The sequence below is a fragment of the Streptomyces sp. NPDC053474 genome (assembly GCF_044544845.1).
Lineage (GTDB): Bacteria > Actinomycetota > Actinomycetes > Streptomycetales > Streptomycetaceae > Streptomyces.
In genome coordinates this window covers 511,666-528,767 of the sequence record NZ_JBITXV010000002.1, presented here as the reverse complement: position 1 = coordinate 528,767, position 17,102 = coordinate 511,666, and the positions used below count along the sequence as shown (strand labels likewise).

Sequence of the window (17,102 nt, the reverse complement as noted above, 5' to 3'; positions counted from 1 at the left end):
CTTCCCCAGTCGGCCCAAGATCTCGTCGAACAGCACCCGTCCCCGCACCCGCTCTCGACTCAGGTAAGGGTCCTAAGTCAATTGCATCTCTTACCTGTGGAAGATTAGATTGGTGCTCATGACACAGGCTCCCGCGGCGCCCAAGGCCGCCCGGCGACGACACGACCGAGAGATCGTCGCACTCGCCGTTCCCGCCTTCGGCGCGCTCGTGGCCGAGCCCCTCTTCGTCATGGCCGACAGCGCCATCGTCGGCCACCTCGGCACCGCTCAGCTCGCCGGCCTCGGCATCGCCTCGGCCCTTCTGACAACCGCCGTCAGCGTCTTCGTCTTCCTCGCGTACGCCACCACCGCCGCAGTCGCCCGCCGCGTCGGCGCCGGTGACCTCCCGGCCGCCATCCGACAGGGCATGGACGGCATCTGGCTCGCCCTCCTCCTCGGCGTGGCCGTGATCGCCGTCGCCCTGCCCACGGCACCCGCGCTCGTGGGCCTCTTCGGAGCCTCGGACGCCGCCACGCCCCACGCGGTCACCTATCTGAGGATCTCGGCCCTCGGCATACCCGCGATGCTGGCCGTCCTCGCCGCCACCGGCGTCCTGCGCGGCCTCCAGGACACCAAGACGCCTCTGTACGTCGCCATCGGCGGCTTCGTCGCCAACGGCGTGCTCAACGTACTCCTCGTCTACGGAGCGGGCCTCGGCATCGCCGGGTCCGCCTGGGGCACCGTCCTCGCCCAGTGCGCGATGGCCGCCGTCTATCTGACCGTCGTCGTCCGTGGCGCCCGGCGCCACGGCGCCTCGCTGCGCCCGGACGCCGCGGGCATAAGGGCCTGCGCCCAGGCGGGCGTCCCTCTTCTGGCCCGCACGCTCTCCCTCAAGGCGATCGTCATCATCGCCACCGCCGTGGCCGCCCGGCTCGGCGACGCCGACATCGCCGCGCACCAGATCGTGTTGTCCCTGTGGAGCCTGCTGTCCTTCGCCCTCGACGCCATCGCGATCGCCGGGCAGGCCATCATCGGCCGCTATCTGGGAGCGGGCGACGCCCAGGGCGCCCGCGACGCCTGCCGCCGCATGGTGCAGTGGGGCTTCGCCTCGGGCGTCGTCCTCGGCCTGCTGGTCGTCCTGGCCCGGCCTGTCTTCGTCCCGCTCTTCTCCGGCGACGCCGCCGTCCAGGACGCCGCTCTGCCCGCGCTGATCGTGATAGCCCTCGCGCAGCCGATCTGCGGCATCGTCTACGTACTCGACGGTGTCCTCATGGGCGCGGGAGACGGGCCGTATCTGGCCTGGGCCATGCTGATCACCCTCGCGGTGTTCGCACCCGCGGCCCTGCTCGTCCCCACCCTCGGCGGCGCACTGACCTCCCTGTGGGTCGCGATGACGCTCATGATGACCGTGCGCATGCTCACCCTGTGGCTACGCTCCCGCTCGGGCCGCTGGATCGTCACGGGGGCCACGCGCTGAGGCGATGTTTCACGTGAAACGTGCCCTTTGTTTGGGCACCGTTTCCTGATCCACAGCCCACGCCAAGGCACTCCAGCCGCAGCCGAGGGAAGCGCTCCCGCTCAACGCCTTCCACTCGTCCCGCGCTGTCCACGCATGACAAGAGGGCCGCACCAGTAGGTGCGGCCCTCTTGCTCAGTCCTGCGAAACGCAGCGCTAGCGCGGCGTTCAGGCAGCGATGACCTCGACGTTGACCTTGGCGGCCACCTCGGGGTGCAGACGCACGGACGTCGCGTGGGCGCCCAGCGTCTTGATCGGCGCGCCGAGCTCGATGCGGCGCTTGTCGACCTTCGGGCCACCGGCAGCCTCGATCGCCGAAGCGACGTCAGCCGGGGTGACGGAACCGAAGAGACGACCGGCGTCGCCGGAGCGGACGGCCAGACGGACCTTGACACCCTCGAGCTGGGCCTTGATCTCGTTGGCCTGCTCGATGGTCGCGATCTCGTGGATCTTGCGCGCACGACGGATCTGCGCGACGTCCTTCTCGCCACCCTTGGTCCAGCGGATCGCGAAGTTCCGCGGGATCAGGTAGTTGCGAGCGTAACCGTCCTTGACGTCGACGACGTCGCCAGCGGCACCGAGGCCAGAGACCTCGTGGGTGAGGATGATCTTCATGTTTCGGTCACCCTTCCCTTATCGCGCGGTGGACGTGTAGGGCAGCAGCGCCATCTCACGGCTGTTCTTCACGGCCGTGGCGACGTCACGCTGGTGCTGCGTGCAGTTGCCGGTCACGCGACGGGCACGGATCTTGCCGCGGTCGGAAATGAACTTCCGCAGCATGTTCGTGTCCTTGTAGTCCACGTACGTGACCTTGTCCTTGCAGAATGCGCAGACCTTCTTCTTAGGCTTGCGCACAGGCGGCTTCGCCATGGTGTTTCTCCTGTGTGATCAAGAAGTGTGGGTACGACCCGCCTTCTCGTCCCGGGACCGGGGTCCTGGGTCTTAGAAGGGGGGCTCGTCCGAGTAGCCGCCGCCGGAGCCGCCGGAGCTTCCGCCCCAGCCGCCACCGCCGCCGCTGCCGCCCTGCTGGCCGCCACCGGCCGGCGCACCGGTCGCCCAGGGGTCGTCGGCGGGAGCACCGCCGCCACCCTGCTGCTGACCGCCACCGGGGCCACCGCCCCAGCCGCCGCCCTGCTGACCGCCGCCGCCGCCGTACCCACCCTGGCCGCCGCGACCGGTGGTCTTGGTGACCTTGGCCGTGGCGTTCTTCAAGCTGGCGCCGACTTCCTCGACGTCCAGCTCGTAGACCGTGCGCTTGATGCCCTCACGGTCCTCGTAGGACCGCTGCTTCAGGCGGCCCTGCACGATGACGCGCATGCCTCGCTGGAGCGACTCGGCGACGTTCTCCGCCGCCTGACGCCAGACCGAGCAGGTCAGGAACAGGCTCTCGCCGTCCTTCCACTCATTGGTCTGCCGGTCGAAGGTGCGGGGAGTGGACGCGACGCGGAACTTCGCGACCGCCGCACCGGACGGGGTGAAGCGCAGCTCGGGGTCGTCGACAAGATTGCCGACGACCGTGATGACGGTCTCGCCTGCCATTGGGGGAACCTCTCGGCGGGTTTGCTGCTGGCTGCTGGTGCTGCTACTCGAATCCCGAGTACCGCCGGGCCTCGCGGCTCAGCGGGTCCGAGCCAGGTGGCTCAGTGGGTCTCGGGGCGGAGGACCTTGGTCCGGAGGACCGACTCGTTCAGGTTCATCTGGCGGTCGAGCTCCTTGACGACCGCAGGCTCGGCCTGCAGGTCGATGACCGAGTAGATGCCCTCGGGCTTCTTCTTGATCTCGTACGAGAGACGACGACGGCCCCAGGTGTCGACCTTCTCGACCTTTCCGTTGCCCTCACGGACGACGGAGAGGAAGTTCTCGATCAGCGGGGAGACAGCGCGCTCCTCGAGATCGGGGTCGAGGATGACCATCACCTCGTAGTGACGCATGTGGAACCCACCTCCTTTGGACTCAGCGGCCACGGTCGTTCCGTGGCAGGAGGGTCGTGATGCGTACGCAACGGTATCGGCCGCCACTGACAATCGACCGCCCCGAGTGGAGGTCCGAGGGGGAGTCGCGTCGTGTGGCTGTACCAGTCAGTGACGGATCAGTGACTGGCCTGGGCAGACACCGGTGCAGACGGTACAGAGTACCCGCACCTAGGCTTCCGGTTGAAATCCGGCGGCGGGCGGGCAGAATCTGTACACATCGGGTGTGTATGGCGCTACGATGCGCTGCCTTCCGCAGGAGGTGCCTCCATGGCACAGACATTGCGACGTGACACCGCCGGTTCCCTCTTCGCGACCGACGGCAAGCCCCATCCCCTCCAGGACACACTGCTCGGCGTGACGCTGATCCTCGGCGCCATCGCCTTCGTGTCCGCGATGTTCCACAACCTCCATCTGCTCAGTTCCTGGACCGGCCTGGTGGGCATCTTCACCGGCGCGTACGGACAGTTCATCTCGGTGACGACGCGGGAGCGCTTCTTCCTGATCGTCGGCCTGGGTGCCTGTGCGGTCGGCTTCTTCCTGGGCATGGCGCACGGCGGCCTCTTCGGGGGACTCTGGTGACCCGCGACGGCCGCGGATGAGCCGTCCCCGGCCGCGCCGCCTTCTCCGAACCGGCTGTTGACCGGTCCGCACCACCCCTGGTCAGAGACGGGCCAGGGGCGAAGGTGCGATACGCCCAGACGGGGCGCTCGCAGGGCGCAGTAGGCTTCGGCGCTAGAGCCGGAGCCCCTGTACCCATGGGGACACACCAGCCCGAGGAGCGCCGCGAATGAGCCTGACCCTGAGGACCATCAGCCGAGAGCAACATCTGGCGTACATCCAGAGCCTGCCGTCGGCGAGCCATTGCCAGGTCCCCGCATGGGCAGACGTGAAGAGTGAATGGCGTTCGGAGAACCTCGGTTGGTTCGACGACAGGACCGGCCACATGGTGGGCGCGGGCCTGGTGCTCTACCGCCAGCTGCCCAAGGTGAAGCGCTATCTCGCGTATCTCCCCGAGGGCCCGGTCATCAACTGGTATGCGCCGAACCTGGACGAGTGGCTCCAGCCGATGCTCGCGCACCTGAAGAAGCAGGGCGCCTTCTCGGTGAAGATGGGCCCGCCGGTCGTCATCCGCCGCTGGAACGCCCCCGCGATCAAGGCGGGCATCCAGAACCCCGACGTGAAGCGCCTGCGCGACATCGAGGCCACGCACATCGAGCCGCGCGCCTTCGAAGTCTCCGACAAGCTGCGGCGCATGGGCTGGCAGCAGGGCGAGGACGGCGGCGCCGGCTTCGGCGACGTGCAGCCCCGCTATGTCTTCCAGGTGCCGCTGGCCAACCGCTCGCTGGACGAGGTCCTCAAGAACTTCAACCAGCTGTGGCGCCGCAACATCAAGAAGGCCGAGAAGGCCGGTGTCGAGGTCGTCCAGGGCGGTTACAACGACCTGCCCGAGTGGCAGCGCCTGTACGAGATCACGGCGATCCGCGACAAGTTCCGGCCGCGGCCGCTGAGCTACTTCCAGCAGCAGTGGCGGGCCCTCAACTCCGAGGACCCCAACCGCATGCGGCTGTACTTCGCGCGGCACAACGGCGTGAACCTTTCGGCGGCGACGATGCTCGTCGTGGGCGGGCACGTCTGGTACTCCTACGGCGCCTCCGACAACATCGGCCGCGAGGTCCGGCCCTCGAACGCGATGCAGTGGCGGATGCTGCGCGACGCCTACGCGCTCGGCGCCTCGGTCTACGACCTGCGCGGCATCTCCGACTCACTGGACGAGACGGACCACCTCTTCGGCCTGATCCAGTTCAAGGTCGGCACCGGCGGCGAGGCCGTCGAGTACGTCGGCGAGTGGGACTTCCCGCTGAACAAGCTGCTGCACAAGGCGCTCGACATCTACATGTCGCGTCGCTGATCCGGCACAGTCGCCTTCCGCAATTCCTTCCACATCTCTGTCACACCGCAGCCACCAGAAAGGTTCCGGGACCAGCCATGGCGCTCACGCTCTATGTCGACACCGCGCGCTGGCGGGCACACCAGAAGCACGTGCTTGACCAATTCCCAGGCATCGTCCCGGTCTGCAAGGGCAACGGCTACGGGTTCGGCCACGAGCGCCTCGCCGAGGAAGCCACGCGATTCGGCGCCGATGTCCTTGCCGTCGGCACGACCTACGAAGCCGCTCGGATCAAGGACTGGTTCGGCGGCGACCTGCTGGTCCTCACCCCGTTCCGACGGGGCGAGGAGCCCGTGCCGCTGCCTGACCGCGTCATCCGCTCCGTGTCGTCGCTCGACGGCGTGCACGGGCTCGTGGGCGCCCGTGTCGTCATCGAGGTCATGTCCTCGATGAAGCGCCACGGCATCACCGAGCAGGACCTGCCGCATCTGCACGCCGCCATCGAGGACGTACGCCTCGAAGGCTTCGCGATCCACCTGCCGCTCGACCGGCCCGACGGTACGGACGCCGTCAACGAGGTCATCGGCTGGATGGACCGGCTGCGCACGGCACGCCTTCCGCTGCACACGATGTTCGTCAGCCACCTCAAGGCCGATGAACTCGCCCGGCTCCAGCAGCAGTTCCCGCAGACCCGCTTCCGGGCGCGGATCGGCACGCACCTGTGGCTGGGCGACCACCACGCGACCGAGTACCGGGGCTCCATCCTGGACGTGACGCGCGTCGCCAAGGGGGACCGTTTCGGCTACCGGCAGCAGAAGGCCGCGTCCGACGGCTGGCTCGTCGTCGTCGCGGGCGGCACCTCGCACGGCGTCGGCCTGGAGGCGCCGAAGGCGCTGCACGGGATGATGCCGCGCGCGAAGGGCGTGGCCCGCGCGGGTCTCGCGACCGTGAACCGCAACCTCTCGCCGTTCGTCTGGGGCGCCAAGCAGCGCTGGTTCGCGGAGCCGCCGCACATGCAGGTGTCGATCCTGTTCGTACCGTCGGACGCGCCGGAGCCGACGGTGGGCGAGGAGCTGGTGGCGCACCTGCGGCACACCACCACGCAGTTCGACCGGATCGTCGACCGCTGACCTCACGCGGCACCCGCGCCGAAGGGCGCGGTCCTCAACGGCGGAAGGGCCGGACGCGACAAATCGTCGCGCCCGGCCCTTCCGCGTGCCGGTCCTTCAGCGCCTCAGACCGCGGCCTCCGGGTCGCGGCCCCGCCCCTTCAGCGGCTTGCAGCGTTCCAGCCCCCTGCCACAGCCCACAGCCGTTCCGGTCCACCGCCATCCGGGCGCCATCGTGTTCGCTCAGGGTGAACGCTTCCCCGTCGTCCCCCATTTCACGTACGTCTCCTCGCCGTCACGCGCCCCGTCGTACCGCGGTGCCCGACCGCCAAGGCTGACCACGAACACGTCCGGCGCGCCGTCCAGGACCCCGCCCGAAGGGTCGTCCTCACCGGTCCGCCGCACCACGTCCCGCTCCGGCAGGAGGATGTCGCGTACGACCACGGCGCACAGGTACAGCGTCCCCAGCAGGTGGATGGCGATGGCCACTTGGTAGCCCTCGGTCGGCAGTCCCTTGTGGGCGTCTCCGCTCGTCGTGTACGCGAGGTACATCCAGATGCCCAGGAAGTACGCGACCTCGCACGCCTGCCAGATCAGGAAGTCCCGCCAGCGCGGACGCGCCAGGGCGGCGAGCGGGATCAGCCACAGGACGTACTGCGGCGAGTACACCTTGTTGGTGAGGATGAAGGCGGCGACCACCAGGAAGGCCAGCTGCGCGAAGCGCGGGCGCCTGGGAGCGGTGAAGCCGAGCGCGGCGACACCGAGGCAGGCGAGCAGCATGAGCACCACCGCCAGCCTGTTCACGGTGTCCGTGGTCGGCGGGTCGTCCATGCGCTGGGCGAGGATGAGCCAGAACGAGCCGAAGTCGACGCCCCGCTCCCGGCTGAAGCTGTAGAACTTCGACCAGCCGTCCGGCGCCTGGATCATCACCGGCAGGTTCACCGCCAGCCAGGCGACGGTCGTCGCGATGAGCGCGCTCCCGAACTCCCGCCACTTGCCCGCGCGCCAGCACAGCACGAGCAGCGGGCCGAGGAGCAGCACGGGGTAGAGCTTGGCCGCCGTCGCGAGCCCCAGCAGGATGCCGAAGGCGACCGCGCGCCCGCGCGACCACATCAGCATCGCGGCCGCGGTGAGGGCGACGGCGAACAGGTCCCAGTTGATCGTGGCCGTCAGCGCGAAGGCGGGCGCCAGAGCCACGAGCAGCGCGTCCCAAGGTCGGCGCCGGTGGATGCGCGCCACGCAGACGGCGATGACGGCCGTGCAGGCCATCAGCATCCCGGCGTTGACCATCCAGTAGAACTTCTCCTGGTGCTGCAGGCTGCCGCTGCCCGGCGTCAGCCAGGCGGCCACCTCCATGAACAGCCCCGTGAGCACCGGGTACTCGAGGTACTCCATGTCGCCGGGCAGCTTGTCGAAGTACGGCACGAGTCCGTCGGCGAAGCCACGGCCCTGGTAGAGGTGGGGGATGTCGGAGTAGCACGCGTGGGTGTACTGCGAGCTCGCGCCGACGAACCAGGAGCCGTTGTAGCACGGCGCCTTCTGCACCATGCCGAGGGCGAACATTCCGAGGGCGACGAGTGCGATGACGCGCACGGGCGTCCACCAGGTCGCCGCGAGGAGCGCTCTGCGGCCGATGGGCCCGCCGAGCAGCTCACTGCCGGAGGCGGCGACCTCGTCCTGCCTCGTGGGAAGCACGGGCTGCGGCACCCGCTCGCTCAGGGGTGGATGTGCGCGTGTGGGGGGCGTCTTCTCTGCGCTGGGCATGGCGCACATCCTGCCGTACGGACCCTGTCAGGCCCCGGAAGCGTCGACGCGTCCACCCCTTGTGGCATCCCGGCGCCCGGAGCCTTCCGCCACACGGCGGCGGGCCGTCCAGGCGCTCCAGCGACCCCCTCAGACACGACAAGGCCGCCGCACCACAGGGGTGCGGCGGCCTTGTTTCACGTGAAACACACGGTTTCACGTGAAACACACGGCGGCTCGGCGGTCAGCCTCCGGTCGGCCCGGCGAAGATTCCTCCGTCGTCGCCGTTGTGGCCGTTTCCATTGCCGTTTCCGTTTCCGTTGCCACCGTTCGCGTCGCCCGTAGGTGGTGGTGACTCACCGCCCGGGTCGCCGATGACGCCGCCGTTGTCGTCTCCGCCCTCGGAGGCCCCGCCGTCGTCCTTGCACGACGGGTCCCAGGGCTTGCAGGTCTCGGTCGGGTCGGGGGTCTTCGTCGGGGAGGGCGAGGTGGACTTGGAGTCGGAAGGCGTGGGCGTCGGGGTGTCGCTCGGCTCCTCCCTTTCCTCCGTCTGCGTGGGCGAGGGCACCACGGGCTGCCCGACGATCTCACCGATGGGCTGCGGCGGGGGGAACCTCATGATGGGCTTGCCCTTGAGCGCGGCCGACATGTAGTCCTGCCAGATCTCCGCGGGGAACGAGGCGCCGTGGATCTTCTCCTGGCCTCCCGTGCCGAACATCTCCAGGAACTGGCGCTTCTTGTTGGACTCGTCGTCGTCCATCCGGTACATGCTGATCGCCGTGGACAGCTGCGGGGTGTAGCCGACGAACCAGGCGGACTTGTTGCCATCGGTCGTACCGGTCTTGCCAGCCACCTGGCGGCCGGGCAGCTTCGCCGAGGTACCCGTGCCCTTCTCGACGACGGTCCGCAGGACGTCCGTGACGTTGTCCGCGACCGCGGGGGAGAAGGCGGGCTTCGTCTTGGACCGGTGCCGGTAGACCGACTGGCCCTCCTTCTCGATCTCCTTCACCGAGAACGGGTCACGCTGCTTGCCGCTGGCCGCGAACGTGGCGTAGGCGCCGGCCATCCGGATCGCGCTCGGGGACGACGTGCCGAGGGAGAAGGACGGGTAGGTGGCGCCCGCCATGGAGTTGTCGTCCCGCAGGCCCGCGTCTATGGCCGCGGCCTTCACCTTGTCGAGCCCGACGTCCATGCCGAGCTGGACGTAGGCGGAGTTGACCGACTCCCGCATGGCCTCACGCAGGTCGATCTTGTAGCTCGGCGGGTTGTAGGACTGGTGGCCGTCGTTGGTCTGCAGCCACTCCTTGCCGTCCTTGTCCGTCCAGACCGTGCCGTCGTAGTTCTTGATCTTCAGCTTGTTCTTGCCGCTGTACAGGCTCTTCGGGTTGATGACGGTGCGCTGGGCGTTGTCCTGGTTCGCGCCCCCGCTCTTGTCCCGGATGCCGTTCTTGAAGGCTGCCGCCAGCACGAAGGGCTTGTACGTGGAACCGACCTGCGCACCCGTCGTGTCCGCGTTGTTGGTGAAGTGCTTGGTCGCGTCCTCACCGCCGTAGATGGCCTCGATCGCACCGGTCCCGGGGTTGACCGAGGCGCCACCGAACTGGACGTACTTGTCCTTGTCCGGGCGCAGCTTCGGCTTGATGTTCTCCTTGCGGACCTTCTTGACGGCCTTTTCGAGCTCCATGACCTTCTTCTTGCTGAAGGTCGTGTGGATCTCGTAGCCACCCTGGTCCAGCTCCCGGGCGGAGATGTCGGTGTTGTTGACGACGTACGCCTTGGCGAGCGAGACGAGATAGCCGATCTGGCCGCTCAGCTTGACGTTCGAGCGCGCGTTCTGCGGCGTCGGGAACTTGGTGTACTTGGCCCGCTCGGAGGCCTCCATGCGCCCGTCCTTGACCTCCTCGTCGAGGATCCACGCCCAGCGCTTCTTGGCACGCTCGGTGTTCGCCTCCCTGTCGGCTGCGGGGTCGATCTCCGGGTAGCCCGCCGGGTCGTAGTAGGTGGCGCCCTTGAGGACCGTGGCGAGCAGTGCGCACTCGCTGGGGTTCAGCTTCTGCGCCTCCTTGCCGAAGTAGGCGCGCGCGGCGGCCTGGATGCCGTAGGCGTTGCGGCCGTAGTAGGCGGTGTTGAGGTACCCCGCCATGATGTCTTCCTTGCTGACGGTCCGGCCGACCTTTATGGAGATGAACAGCTCCTTGAACTTCCGGCTGAACGTCTGCGACTGGTCGTCGAGCCGGGCGTTCTTCACGTACTGCTGCGTGATGGTCGAGCCGCCCTGGGTCTGGCCGCCCTTGGCCATGTTCACCACGGCGCGGGCGATGCCCATCGGGTCGACGCCCTTGTCCTTGTAGAACGTCTTGTTCTCCGCCGAGATGACGGCGTTGCGCATCGCCTCGGGGATGTCCTCGTACTTGATGATCTGGCGGTTGGTCTCCCCGCCGGTCGCGACCATCTGCGAGCCGTCGGCCCAGTAGTAGACGTTGTTCTGCGCCTTGGCCGCGTTGGCGACCTCGGGGATCTCGACGAGCGCGTACGCGATGCCCGCGACCGCCATCAGGCTGCCGAAGAACCCGATGATCAGGCCCGTGATCAGGCGCCACGACGGGATCCAGCGGCGCGGCCCGCTCCGGCCCGCGCGCGGATAGTCGATGAAGCGCTTCTTGGGAGGGCCGTAGCCCCGCCCGCGGCCGCGTCCGCCGCTCTCCGACGCCCGGCGTCGGCCTCCGCCCACGGAGCCATTGCGGGCGGCGCGCCTGGCCTCCGCGCGCCCCCCGTAGGAGCGCCCCTCGTCTTCGGGGGCGCCGGATTCGTACGAAGACGAAGGTCCGTGCGGCGAAGACGGCGATCCGGTGGCGCCTCGCGGTGCTGCGCGACGGCCGGACGGCGCGGCGGACGCGCCCCGCCTGGCCGCGGCGCGTCCGCCGCCCTGCGGCGGCTTGCGGCGGTGCTCGCTCATCGAACGACTACTCCTCGGGCAGGCGCGGTGATCCGCACCTGGAAACGGCAGCTGGTTTCCGGTCCCCCCCGACGTACGGACGAGTCCATTCCGGCACTCGTCCGTACGGCACCGGGACAGTAACGCCACCTCACGTCACTTGGTTCCCGGCGGTATGCATGGCGCACAGACTACGCACCGTCAAAACCCTCTTAGCGCTGAAGTTCACCCCAAATCAGGCAAGTTACTTCCTACGAATCGGTGATGTGACGCCGTTCACCGTTCCCCCTCTTGTCGCAGCAGGAACCTCGTTCTATCGTCGTGATGTATCGAGTCGATACATCAGGTCGGCATAAAGGTCCGTGTCAGGCAGACCGGGACAGACGGGAGGACACCATGAGCAGGCGCTCCGGCATCCTCGAGTTCGCTGTGCTCGGCCTGCTCCGCGAGTCCCCGATGCACGGCTACGAGCTGCGCAAACGGCTCAATACCTCACTGGGCGTGTTCCGCGCCTTCAGCTATGGGTCGCTGTACCCCTGCCTGAAGACACTGGTAGCCAACGGCTGGTTGATCGAGGAGTCGGGAACCACCACCGCGGAGGCCCTGGCGGCGGCTCCGCTCGCCGGGCGCCGCGCCAAGATCGTCTACCGGCTGACCGCGGAAGGTAAGGAACACTTCGAGGAACTGCTCTCGCAGACCGGCCCCGACGCGTACGAGGACGAGCACTTCGCCGCCCGCTTCGCCTTCTTCGGCCAGACCTCGCGGGACGTGCGGATGCGGGTGCTCGAGGGCCGCCGCAGCCGCCTGGAGGAGCGCCTGGAGAAGATGCGTGCCTCTCTGGCCCGCACCCGGGAGCGCCTCGACGACTACACGCTTGAGCTGCAGCGCCACGGAATGGAGTCCGTGGAGCGCGAAGTGCGCTGGCTGAACGAGCTCATCGAGAGCGAGCGCGCGGGACGCGACCAGCAACGGTCCGGTCCCGGGAGCTCCGCTCAGCAGAACAGCACATCTGGGGAGTCGGACGTCCTGCCCCGGCGGCGGGAGGACAACCCGCCGCCGGATGCGTCCGGCGACACCGCCAAGTGACACCCCGCACTCGCGGGGTGCCATCCGGAATACCGAGATCACACAGGGAGCAACCGGAATGGGTTCGGTTCGCGTAGCCATCGTCGGCGTGGGCAACTGCGCCGCCTCGCTGGTCCAGGGCGTCGAGTACTACAAGGACGCCGACCCGGACAGCAAGGTCCCGGGCCTGATGCACGTCCAGTTCGGCGACTACCACGTCGGTGACGTCGAGTTCGTCGCCGCCTTCGACGTCGACGCGAAGAAGGTCGGCCTCGACCTCGCGGACGCCATCGGTGCCAGTGAGAACAACACCATCAAGATCTGCGACGTGCCGAACACCGGCGTGCAGGTCCAGCGTGGCCACACCCTCGACGGTCTGGGCAAGTACTACCGCCAGACCATCGAGGAGTCCACCGAGGCCCCCGTCGACGTCGTCCAGGTCCTCAAGGACAAGCAGGTCGACGTCCTCGTCTGCTACCTGCCCGTCGGTTCCGAGGACGCCGCGAAGTTCTACGCGCAGTGCGCCATCGACGCCAAGGTCGCCTTCGTCAACGCCCTGCCGGTGTTCATCGCGGGCACCAAGGAGTGGGCGGACAAGTTCACCGAGGCCGGCGTCCCGATCGTCGGTGACGACATCAAGTCCCAGGTCGGCGCCACCATCACGCACCGCGTCATGGCGAAGCTGTTCGAGGACCGCGGTGTCCGTCTCGAGCGCACCATGCAGCTGAACGTCGGCGGCAACATGGACTTCAAGAACATGCTGGAGCGCGACCGCCTCGAGTCGAAGAAGATCTCGAAGACGCAGGCCGTCACCTCGCAGATCCCCGACCGCGAGCTGGGCGAGAAGAACGTCCACATCGGCCCGTCCGACTACGTGGCGTGGCTCGACGACCGCAAGTGGGCGTACGTCCGCCTCGAGGGCCGCGCCTTCGGCGACGTCCCGCTGAACCTGGAGTACAAGCTCGAGGTCTGGGACTCCCCGAACTCGGCGGGTGTCATCATCGACGCCCTGCGCGCCGCGAAGATCGCCAAGGACCGCGGCATCGGCGGCCCGATCCTGTCAGCGTCCTCGTACTTCATGAAGTCCCCGCCGGTGCAGTACTTCGACGACGAGGCCTTCGCGAACGTCGAGAAGTTCATCAAGGGCGAGGTCGAGCGCTGACCGCGCTGAACACCTGACCTGCCGAGGGTCCCCGGGTCGTCGACCCGGGGACCCTTCCCGTATGTGAGGCTGTGCGCCATGGCTGTCGTCGGTGACCTGCGCGTTCTGCTGCACCTTCGGGACTTCCGGCGGCTGCTCGCCGTGCGCCTGCTCTCCCAGGGCGCGGACGGCGTCTACCAGGTCGCGCTCGCCACGTATGTGGTCTTCGCGCCGGAGAAGCAGGCCTCGCCCGCGGCGATCGCCTCCGCGATGGCGGTGCTCCTCCTTCCGTACTCGCTCGTCGGCCCGTTCGCGGGCGTCCTGCTCGACCGCTGGCGGCGCCGACAGGTCCTCGTGTACGGCAACGTCCTGCGGGCCGCGCTGGCGTCCCTGACGGCCGTCCTGATGCTCAGCGACGCGCCTGACGGGCTCTTCTACATCTCCGCGCTGTGCGTCACCGCCGTCAACCGCTTCGTCCTGGCGGGGCTCTCGGCGGCGCTGCCGCGCGTGGTGGACGACGACCGGCTGGTCATGGCCAACTCCCTGTCGCCGACCGCCGGAACCCTCGCGGCGACGGCGGGCGGAGGCCTCGCCTTCCTCGTCCGCATCGTCGCCGCCGACTCGGACGCGGCCGTCGTCCTCCTGGGAGCCGCGCTGTATCTGTGCTCGGCGCTCGCCTCCCTGCGCATGCCGCGGGACCTGCTCGGCCCCGAGAGGGAGTTGGTGCAACCACGTCTGGGGGTGGCGCTCGCCGGCACCGCACGCGGGCTCCTGGCGGGCGTACGCCACCTCGCCGAGCGCCGCACGGCCGCGCACGCCCTGGTGTCGATGACCCTGATGCGGTTCTGCTTCGGCGCCCTGACGGTCATGGTGCTGATGCTGTGCCGGTACGCCTGGTCGTCGACCGAGGACGACGGGCTCGCGCTGCTCGGCGTCGCCGTGGTGGTCTCCGGCGCCGGGTTCTTCGCGGCCGCCCTGGTGACCCCGTGGGCCGTCGGGAGGCTCGGAGCACGGCGCTGGATGGTCGTCTGCGCCGCCGCGGCCGCGATCCTGGGACCCGCGCTCCTGCTGCCCTTCGCGCCGGGCCCGATACTCGTCGCCGCCTTCGTCATCGGGCTCACCACCCAGGGCGCGAAGATCGCCACGGACACAGTCGTGCAGTCGGCGGCCGACGACGGCTTCCGCGGCCGGATCTTCTCCCTGTACGACGTCCTCTTCAACGTCGCCTTCGTCGGCGCGGCGGGTGTCGCGGCACTGATGCTGCCCCCGGACGGCAAATCGGTCGCGTTGGTTGCCTCGATCGCGCTGGTCTACACAGCGATTGCTGGCGCTATGACCAGGTTTGACGTCCAGTAAGTGTCACATCAATGCCACAGAGCTTGGCTGAGGTTCATCGCACCCGCGCAGGCCGGATAACTTACGGAGGTCTTTCGCGCCCTCGCGCCTCAATCCCTTCGTCCTGCTTCTCTTCTAGGGGGATCCCCGTGTCCACTCCGCCGCCCCAGGGCCAGAACCCATTCGCCCAGGGCCAGCAGCCCTACGGTCAGCCGCCGCAGGGCCCGGGTGCTCCGCAGCACCCCGGCGCGGCCCCGTACGGCCAGACGCCCCCGCCGCCGTACCCCCAGCACCCGGGCGCTCCGCAGCAGGGCATGCCCTTCTACCAGGGCGGCCCGGACCCGGTGGCCCCGCGCAAGAGCAAGAAGAAGTTCATATTCATCGGGGTGGCGGTCGTCGCCGTCCTCGGCCTCGGCGGCGCGGCCATCCTGGCGGGCCAGGACGAGGCCTCCGCGGCCGAGGTCGGCGACTGCATGAGCATCGGCAAGCCGGAGAGCTCCACAGACCCGGACCTGAAGATCGTGGACTGCGGCGACAAGAAGGCCAAGTACAAGGTCATGGAGAAGAAGGACAGCGGGACCTGCGACCGCACGAAGTACGCCGAGTACCGCGAGACGGGCGGCGGCGATGACTTCACCCTCTGCCTGAAGCCGTACGTGCCGTCCGGCTCGGCGGACAAGTAGAGCTCGGCCGTGCGGGAGCACATGGTCATGTCGCGAGGCTGACCACGCGCCCCTGCCGATGACAGTGCACCTGCCGAGGGGCCATGTTTCACGTGAAACATGGCCCCTCGGCATAGGCAGCCTCGTCGCACGAACCCCGAGCCCAACGGGAAGGGGCGCGGTGTTTCACGTGAAACACCGCGCCTCTTCCCGTTGTCAGCTGAGCGTCAGCTGTCCGCGTTCTGTGCGGCCCACCACTCCTTGAGCTCCGCGATCGCCGCGTCCCGCTCCATGGGGCCGTTCTCCAGCCGCAGCTCCAGCAGGAACTTGTAGGCCTGGCCGATCACGGGGCCCGGGCCCACGCTCAGGACCTCCATGATCTCGTTGCCGTCGAGATCGGGGCGGATCGCGTCCAGCTCCTCCTGCTCCTGGAGGCGGGCGATGCGCTCCTCCAGGCCGTCGTACGCCCGCGACAGCGCGTTGGCCTTGCGCTTGTTGCGGGTCGTGCAGTCGGAACGGGTCAGCTTGTGCAGGCGCTCCAGGAGCGGGCCCGCGTCGCGTACGTAGCGGCGGACGGCGGAGTCCGTCCACTCGCCCGTGCCGTAGCCGTGGAAGCGCAGGTGCAGCTCCACCAGTCGCGAGACGTCCTTGACGAGCTCGTTGGAGTACTTGAGAGCCGTCATCCGCTTCTTGGTCATCTTCGCGCCCACCACCTCGTGGTGGTGGAAGGAGACCCGGCCGTCCGTCTCGAAGCGGCGCGTCTTCGGCTTGCCGATGTCGTGCAGCAGCGCGGCGAGCCGGAGCGTCAGGTCCGGGCCGTCCGTCTCCAGGGCCATCGCCTGCTCGAGGACGATCAGGGTGTGGTCGTAGACGTCCTTGTGCCGGTGGTGCTCGTCGCGCTCCAGGCGCAGCGCCGGAAGCTCCGGCAGCACGTGGGCCGCGAGACCGGTGTCGACCAGGAGGGCCAGGCCCTTGCGGGGGTGCGCGGCCACGATCAGCTTGTTCAGCTCGTCACGGACCCGCTCGGCGGACACGATCTCGATGCGCTCGGCCATCGCCTTCATCGCGGCGACGACGTCCGGGGCCACCTCGAAGTCCAGCTGCGCGGCGAAGCGCGCGGCCCGCATCATCCGCAGCGGGTCGTCCGAGAAGGACTCCTCGGGGGTGCCGGGGGTGCGCAGGACCCGCTCCGCCAGGTCGTCGAGGCCTCCGTGCGGGTCGATGAACTCCTTCTCCGGGAGCGCCACGGCCATGGCGTTCACGGTGAAGTCGCGGCGCACGAGGTCGTCCTCGATGGAGTCGCCGTACGACACCTCGGGCTTGCGGGAGGTCCTGTCGTACGCCTCCGATCGATATGTCGTCACCTCGATCTCGAAGCGCTGCTCGACGCCGTCCACGCGGGCGTCCTTCTGGCAGCCCACCGTGCCGAAGGCGATCCCGACCTCCCACACCGCGTCCGCCCACGGACGGACGATCTTCAGTACGTCCTCGGGGCGGGCGTCCGTCGTGAAGTCCAGGTCGTTGCCGAGCCTGCCGAGGAGGGCGTCCCGCACCGACCCGCCGACCAGGGCGAGAGAGAACCCGGCCTCCTGGAAGCGGCGGGCGAGGTCGTCTGCGACAGGGGACACGCGCAGCAGCTCGCTCACGGCGCGCTGCTGGACCTGACTCAGGGCACGGGGGTTGTCTTCGTTGGCGTTCGGCACAACAGAAAAGGGTACGTGCCCCGGCGCCCGGTGGCCGCCTCGATTTCCCCGGCC

Annotated in this window: 15 protein-coding genes; 8 read left to right on the top strand and 7 right to left on the bottom strand. The window is 68.7% G+C overall.

The features are described from left to right. Window positions 1–118 precede the first annotated feature (118 nt). Entirely contained in the window at window positions 119–1,456 is a 1,338-nt protein-coding gene (locus ACIG3E_RS06005; protein WP_399611782.1) for an MATE family efflux transporter, read from the top strand. A 207-nt stretch (window positions 1,457–1,663) separates the two neighbouring features. Here the strand turns inward: ACIG3E_RS06005 and rplI are convergent, their stop codons facing one another. The 4 genes from rplI to rpsF all read right to left on the bottom strand — a co-directional run bounded on the left by rplI (window position 1,664) and on the right by rpsF (window position 3,426). Then, a complete protein-coding gene (gene rplI, locus ACIG3E_RS06000; RefSeq protein ID WP_399611780.1) occupies window positions 1,664–2,110 on the bottom strand; it encodes a 50S ribosomal protein L9 in 447 nt (148 codons plus the stop codon). Window positions 2,111–2,128: 18 nt separating this feature from the next. After that, window positions 2,129–2,365: a 30S ribosomal protein S18 gene (rpsR, locus tag ACIG3E_RS05995; RefSeq protein WP_003949403.1), complete on the bottom strand. Its 237-nt coding sequence runs from the start codon at window positions 2,363–2,365 to the stop codon at window positions 2,129–2,131. Between the two features lie 72 nt (window positions 2,366–2,437). Continuing rightward, window positions 2,438–3,034 (bottom strand): single-stranded DNA-binding protein, encoded by a 597-nt coding sequence (locus tag ACIG3E_RS05990; protein WP_399611776.1) that lies wholly within the window; start codon window positions 3,032–3,034, stop codon window positions 2,438–2,440. A 101-nt stretch (window positions 3,035–3,135) separates the two neighbouring features. Next, window positions 3,136–3,426, bottom strand: a complete 291-nt coding sequence (gene rpsF, locus ACIG3E_RS05985) for a 30S ribosomal protein S6 (RefSeq protein WP_006604399.1) — start codon at window positions 3,424–3,426, stop codon at window positions 3,136–3,138. A 309-nt stretch (window positions 3,427–3,735) separates the two neighbouring features. Between rpsF and ACIG3E_RS05980 the strand changes: the two genes are divergently transcribed. From ACIG3E_RS05980 to ACIG3E_RS05970, 3 genes are all read left to right on the top strand, one after another. After that, entirely contained in the window at window positions 3,736–4,047 is a 312-nt protein-coding gene (locus ACIG3E_RS05980; protein WP_030676909.1) for a hypothetical protein, read from the top strand. A gap of 208 nt (window positions 4,048–4,255) precedes the next feature. Further along, window positions 4,256–5,377, top strand: a complete 1,122-nt coding sequence (locus tag ACIG3E_RS05975; RefSeq protein ID WP_030676906.1) for a peptidoglycan bridge formation glycyltransferase FemA/FemB family protein — start codon at window positions 4,256–4,258, stop codon at window positions 5,375–5,377. 77 nt (window positions 5,378–5,454) lie between these two features. Further along, on the top strand, window positions 5,455–6,486 hold the full coding sequence (locus ACIG3E_RS05970) for an alanine racemase (RefSeq protein WP_399611771.1): 1,032 nt from the start codon (window positions 5,455–5,457) through the stop codon (window positions 6,484–6,486). A 221-nt stretch (window positions 6,487–6,707) separates the two neighbouring features. Here ACIG3E_RS05970 and ACIG3E_RS05965 read toward each other — a convergent pair whose 3' ends face one another. Together ACIG3E_RS05965 and ACIG3E_RS05960 are read right to left on the bottom strand one after the other, a co-directional pair. Beyond that, window positions 6,708–8,228 (bottom strand): glycosyltransferase family 87 protein, encoded by a 1,521-nt coding sequence (locus ACIG3E_RS05965; RefSeq protein ID WP_399611769.1) that lies wholly within the window; start codon window positions 8,226–8,228, stop codon window positions 6,708–6,710. A gap of 223 nt (window positions 8,229–8,451) precedes the next feature. Continuing rightward, window positions 8,452–11,163, bottom strand: a complete 2,712-nt coding sequence (locus tag ACIG3E_RS05960; protein ID WP_399611767.1) for a transglycosylase domain-containing protein — start codon at window positions 11,161–11,163, stop codon at window positions 8,452–8,454. A gap of 375 nt (window positions 11,164–11,538) precedes the next feature. Here ACIG3E_RS05960 and ACIG3E_RS05955 point away from each other — a divergent pair, with 375 nt between their 5' ends. The 4 genes from ACIG3E_RS05955 to ACIG3E_RS05940 all read left to right on the top strand — a co-directional run bounded on the left by ACIG3E_RS05955 (window position 11,539) and on the right by ACIG3E_RS05940 (window position 15,366). Continuing rightward, window positions 11,539–12,228: a helix-turn-helix transcriptional regulator gene (locus tag ACIG3E_RS05955; RefSeq protein WP_399611764.1), complete on the top strand. Its 690-nt coding sequence runs from the start codon at window positions 11,539–11,541 to the stop codon at window positions 12,226–12,228. A gap of 58 nt (window positions 12,229–12,286) precedes the next feature. After that, window positions 12,287–13,369 (top strand): inositol-3-phosphate synthase, encoded by a 1,083-nt coding sequence (locus tag ACIG3E_RS05950; RefSeq protein WP_399611761.1) that lies wholly within the window; start codon window positions 12,287–12,289, stop codon window positions 13,367–13,369. Between the two features lie 78 nt (window positions 13,370–13,447). Then, entirely contained in the window at window positions 13,448–14,704 is a 1,257-nt protein-coding gene (locus ACIG3E_RS05945) for an MFS transporter (protein WP_399611758.1), read from the top strand. Window positions 14,705–14,832: 128 nt separating this feature from the next. After that, entirely contained in the window at window positions 14,833–15,366 is a 534-nt protein-coding gene (locus tag ACIG3E_RS05940; RefSeq protein ID WP_399611756.1) for a hypothetical protein, read from the top strand. Window positions 15,367–15,572: 206 nt separating this feature from the next. Here ACIG3E_RS05940 and ACIG3E_RS05935 read toward each other — a convergent pair whose 3' ends face one another. Then, window positions 15,573–17,048, bottom strand: coding sequence for a CCA tRNA nucleotidyltransferase (locus ACIG3E_RS05935; protein ID WP_242719900.1), 1,476 nt, complete (start codon window positions 17,046–17,048; stop codon window positions 15,573–15,575). Between the last annotated feature and the right edge of the window lie 54 nt (window positions 17,049–17,102).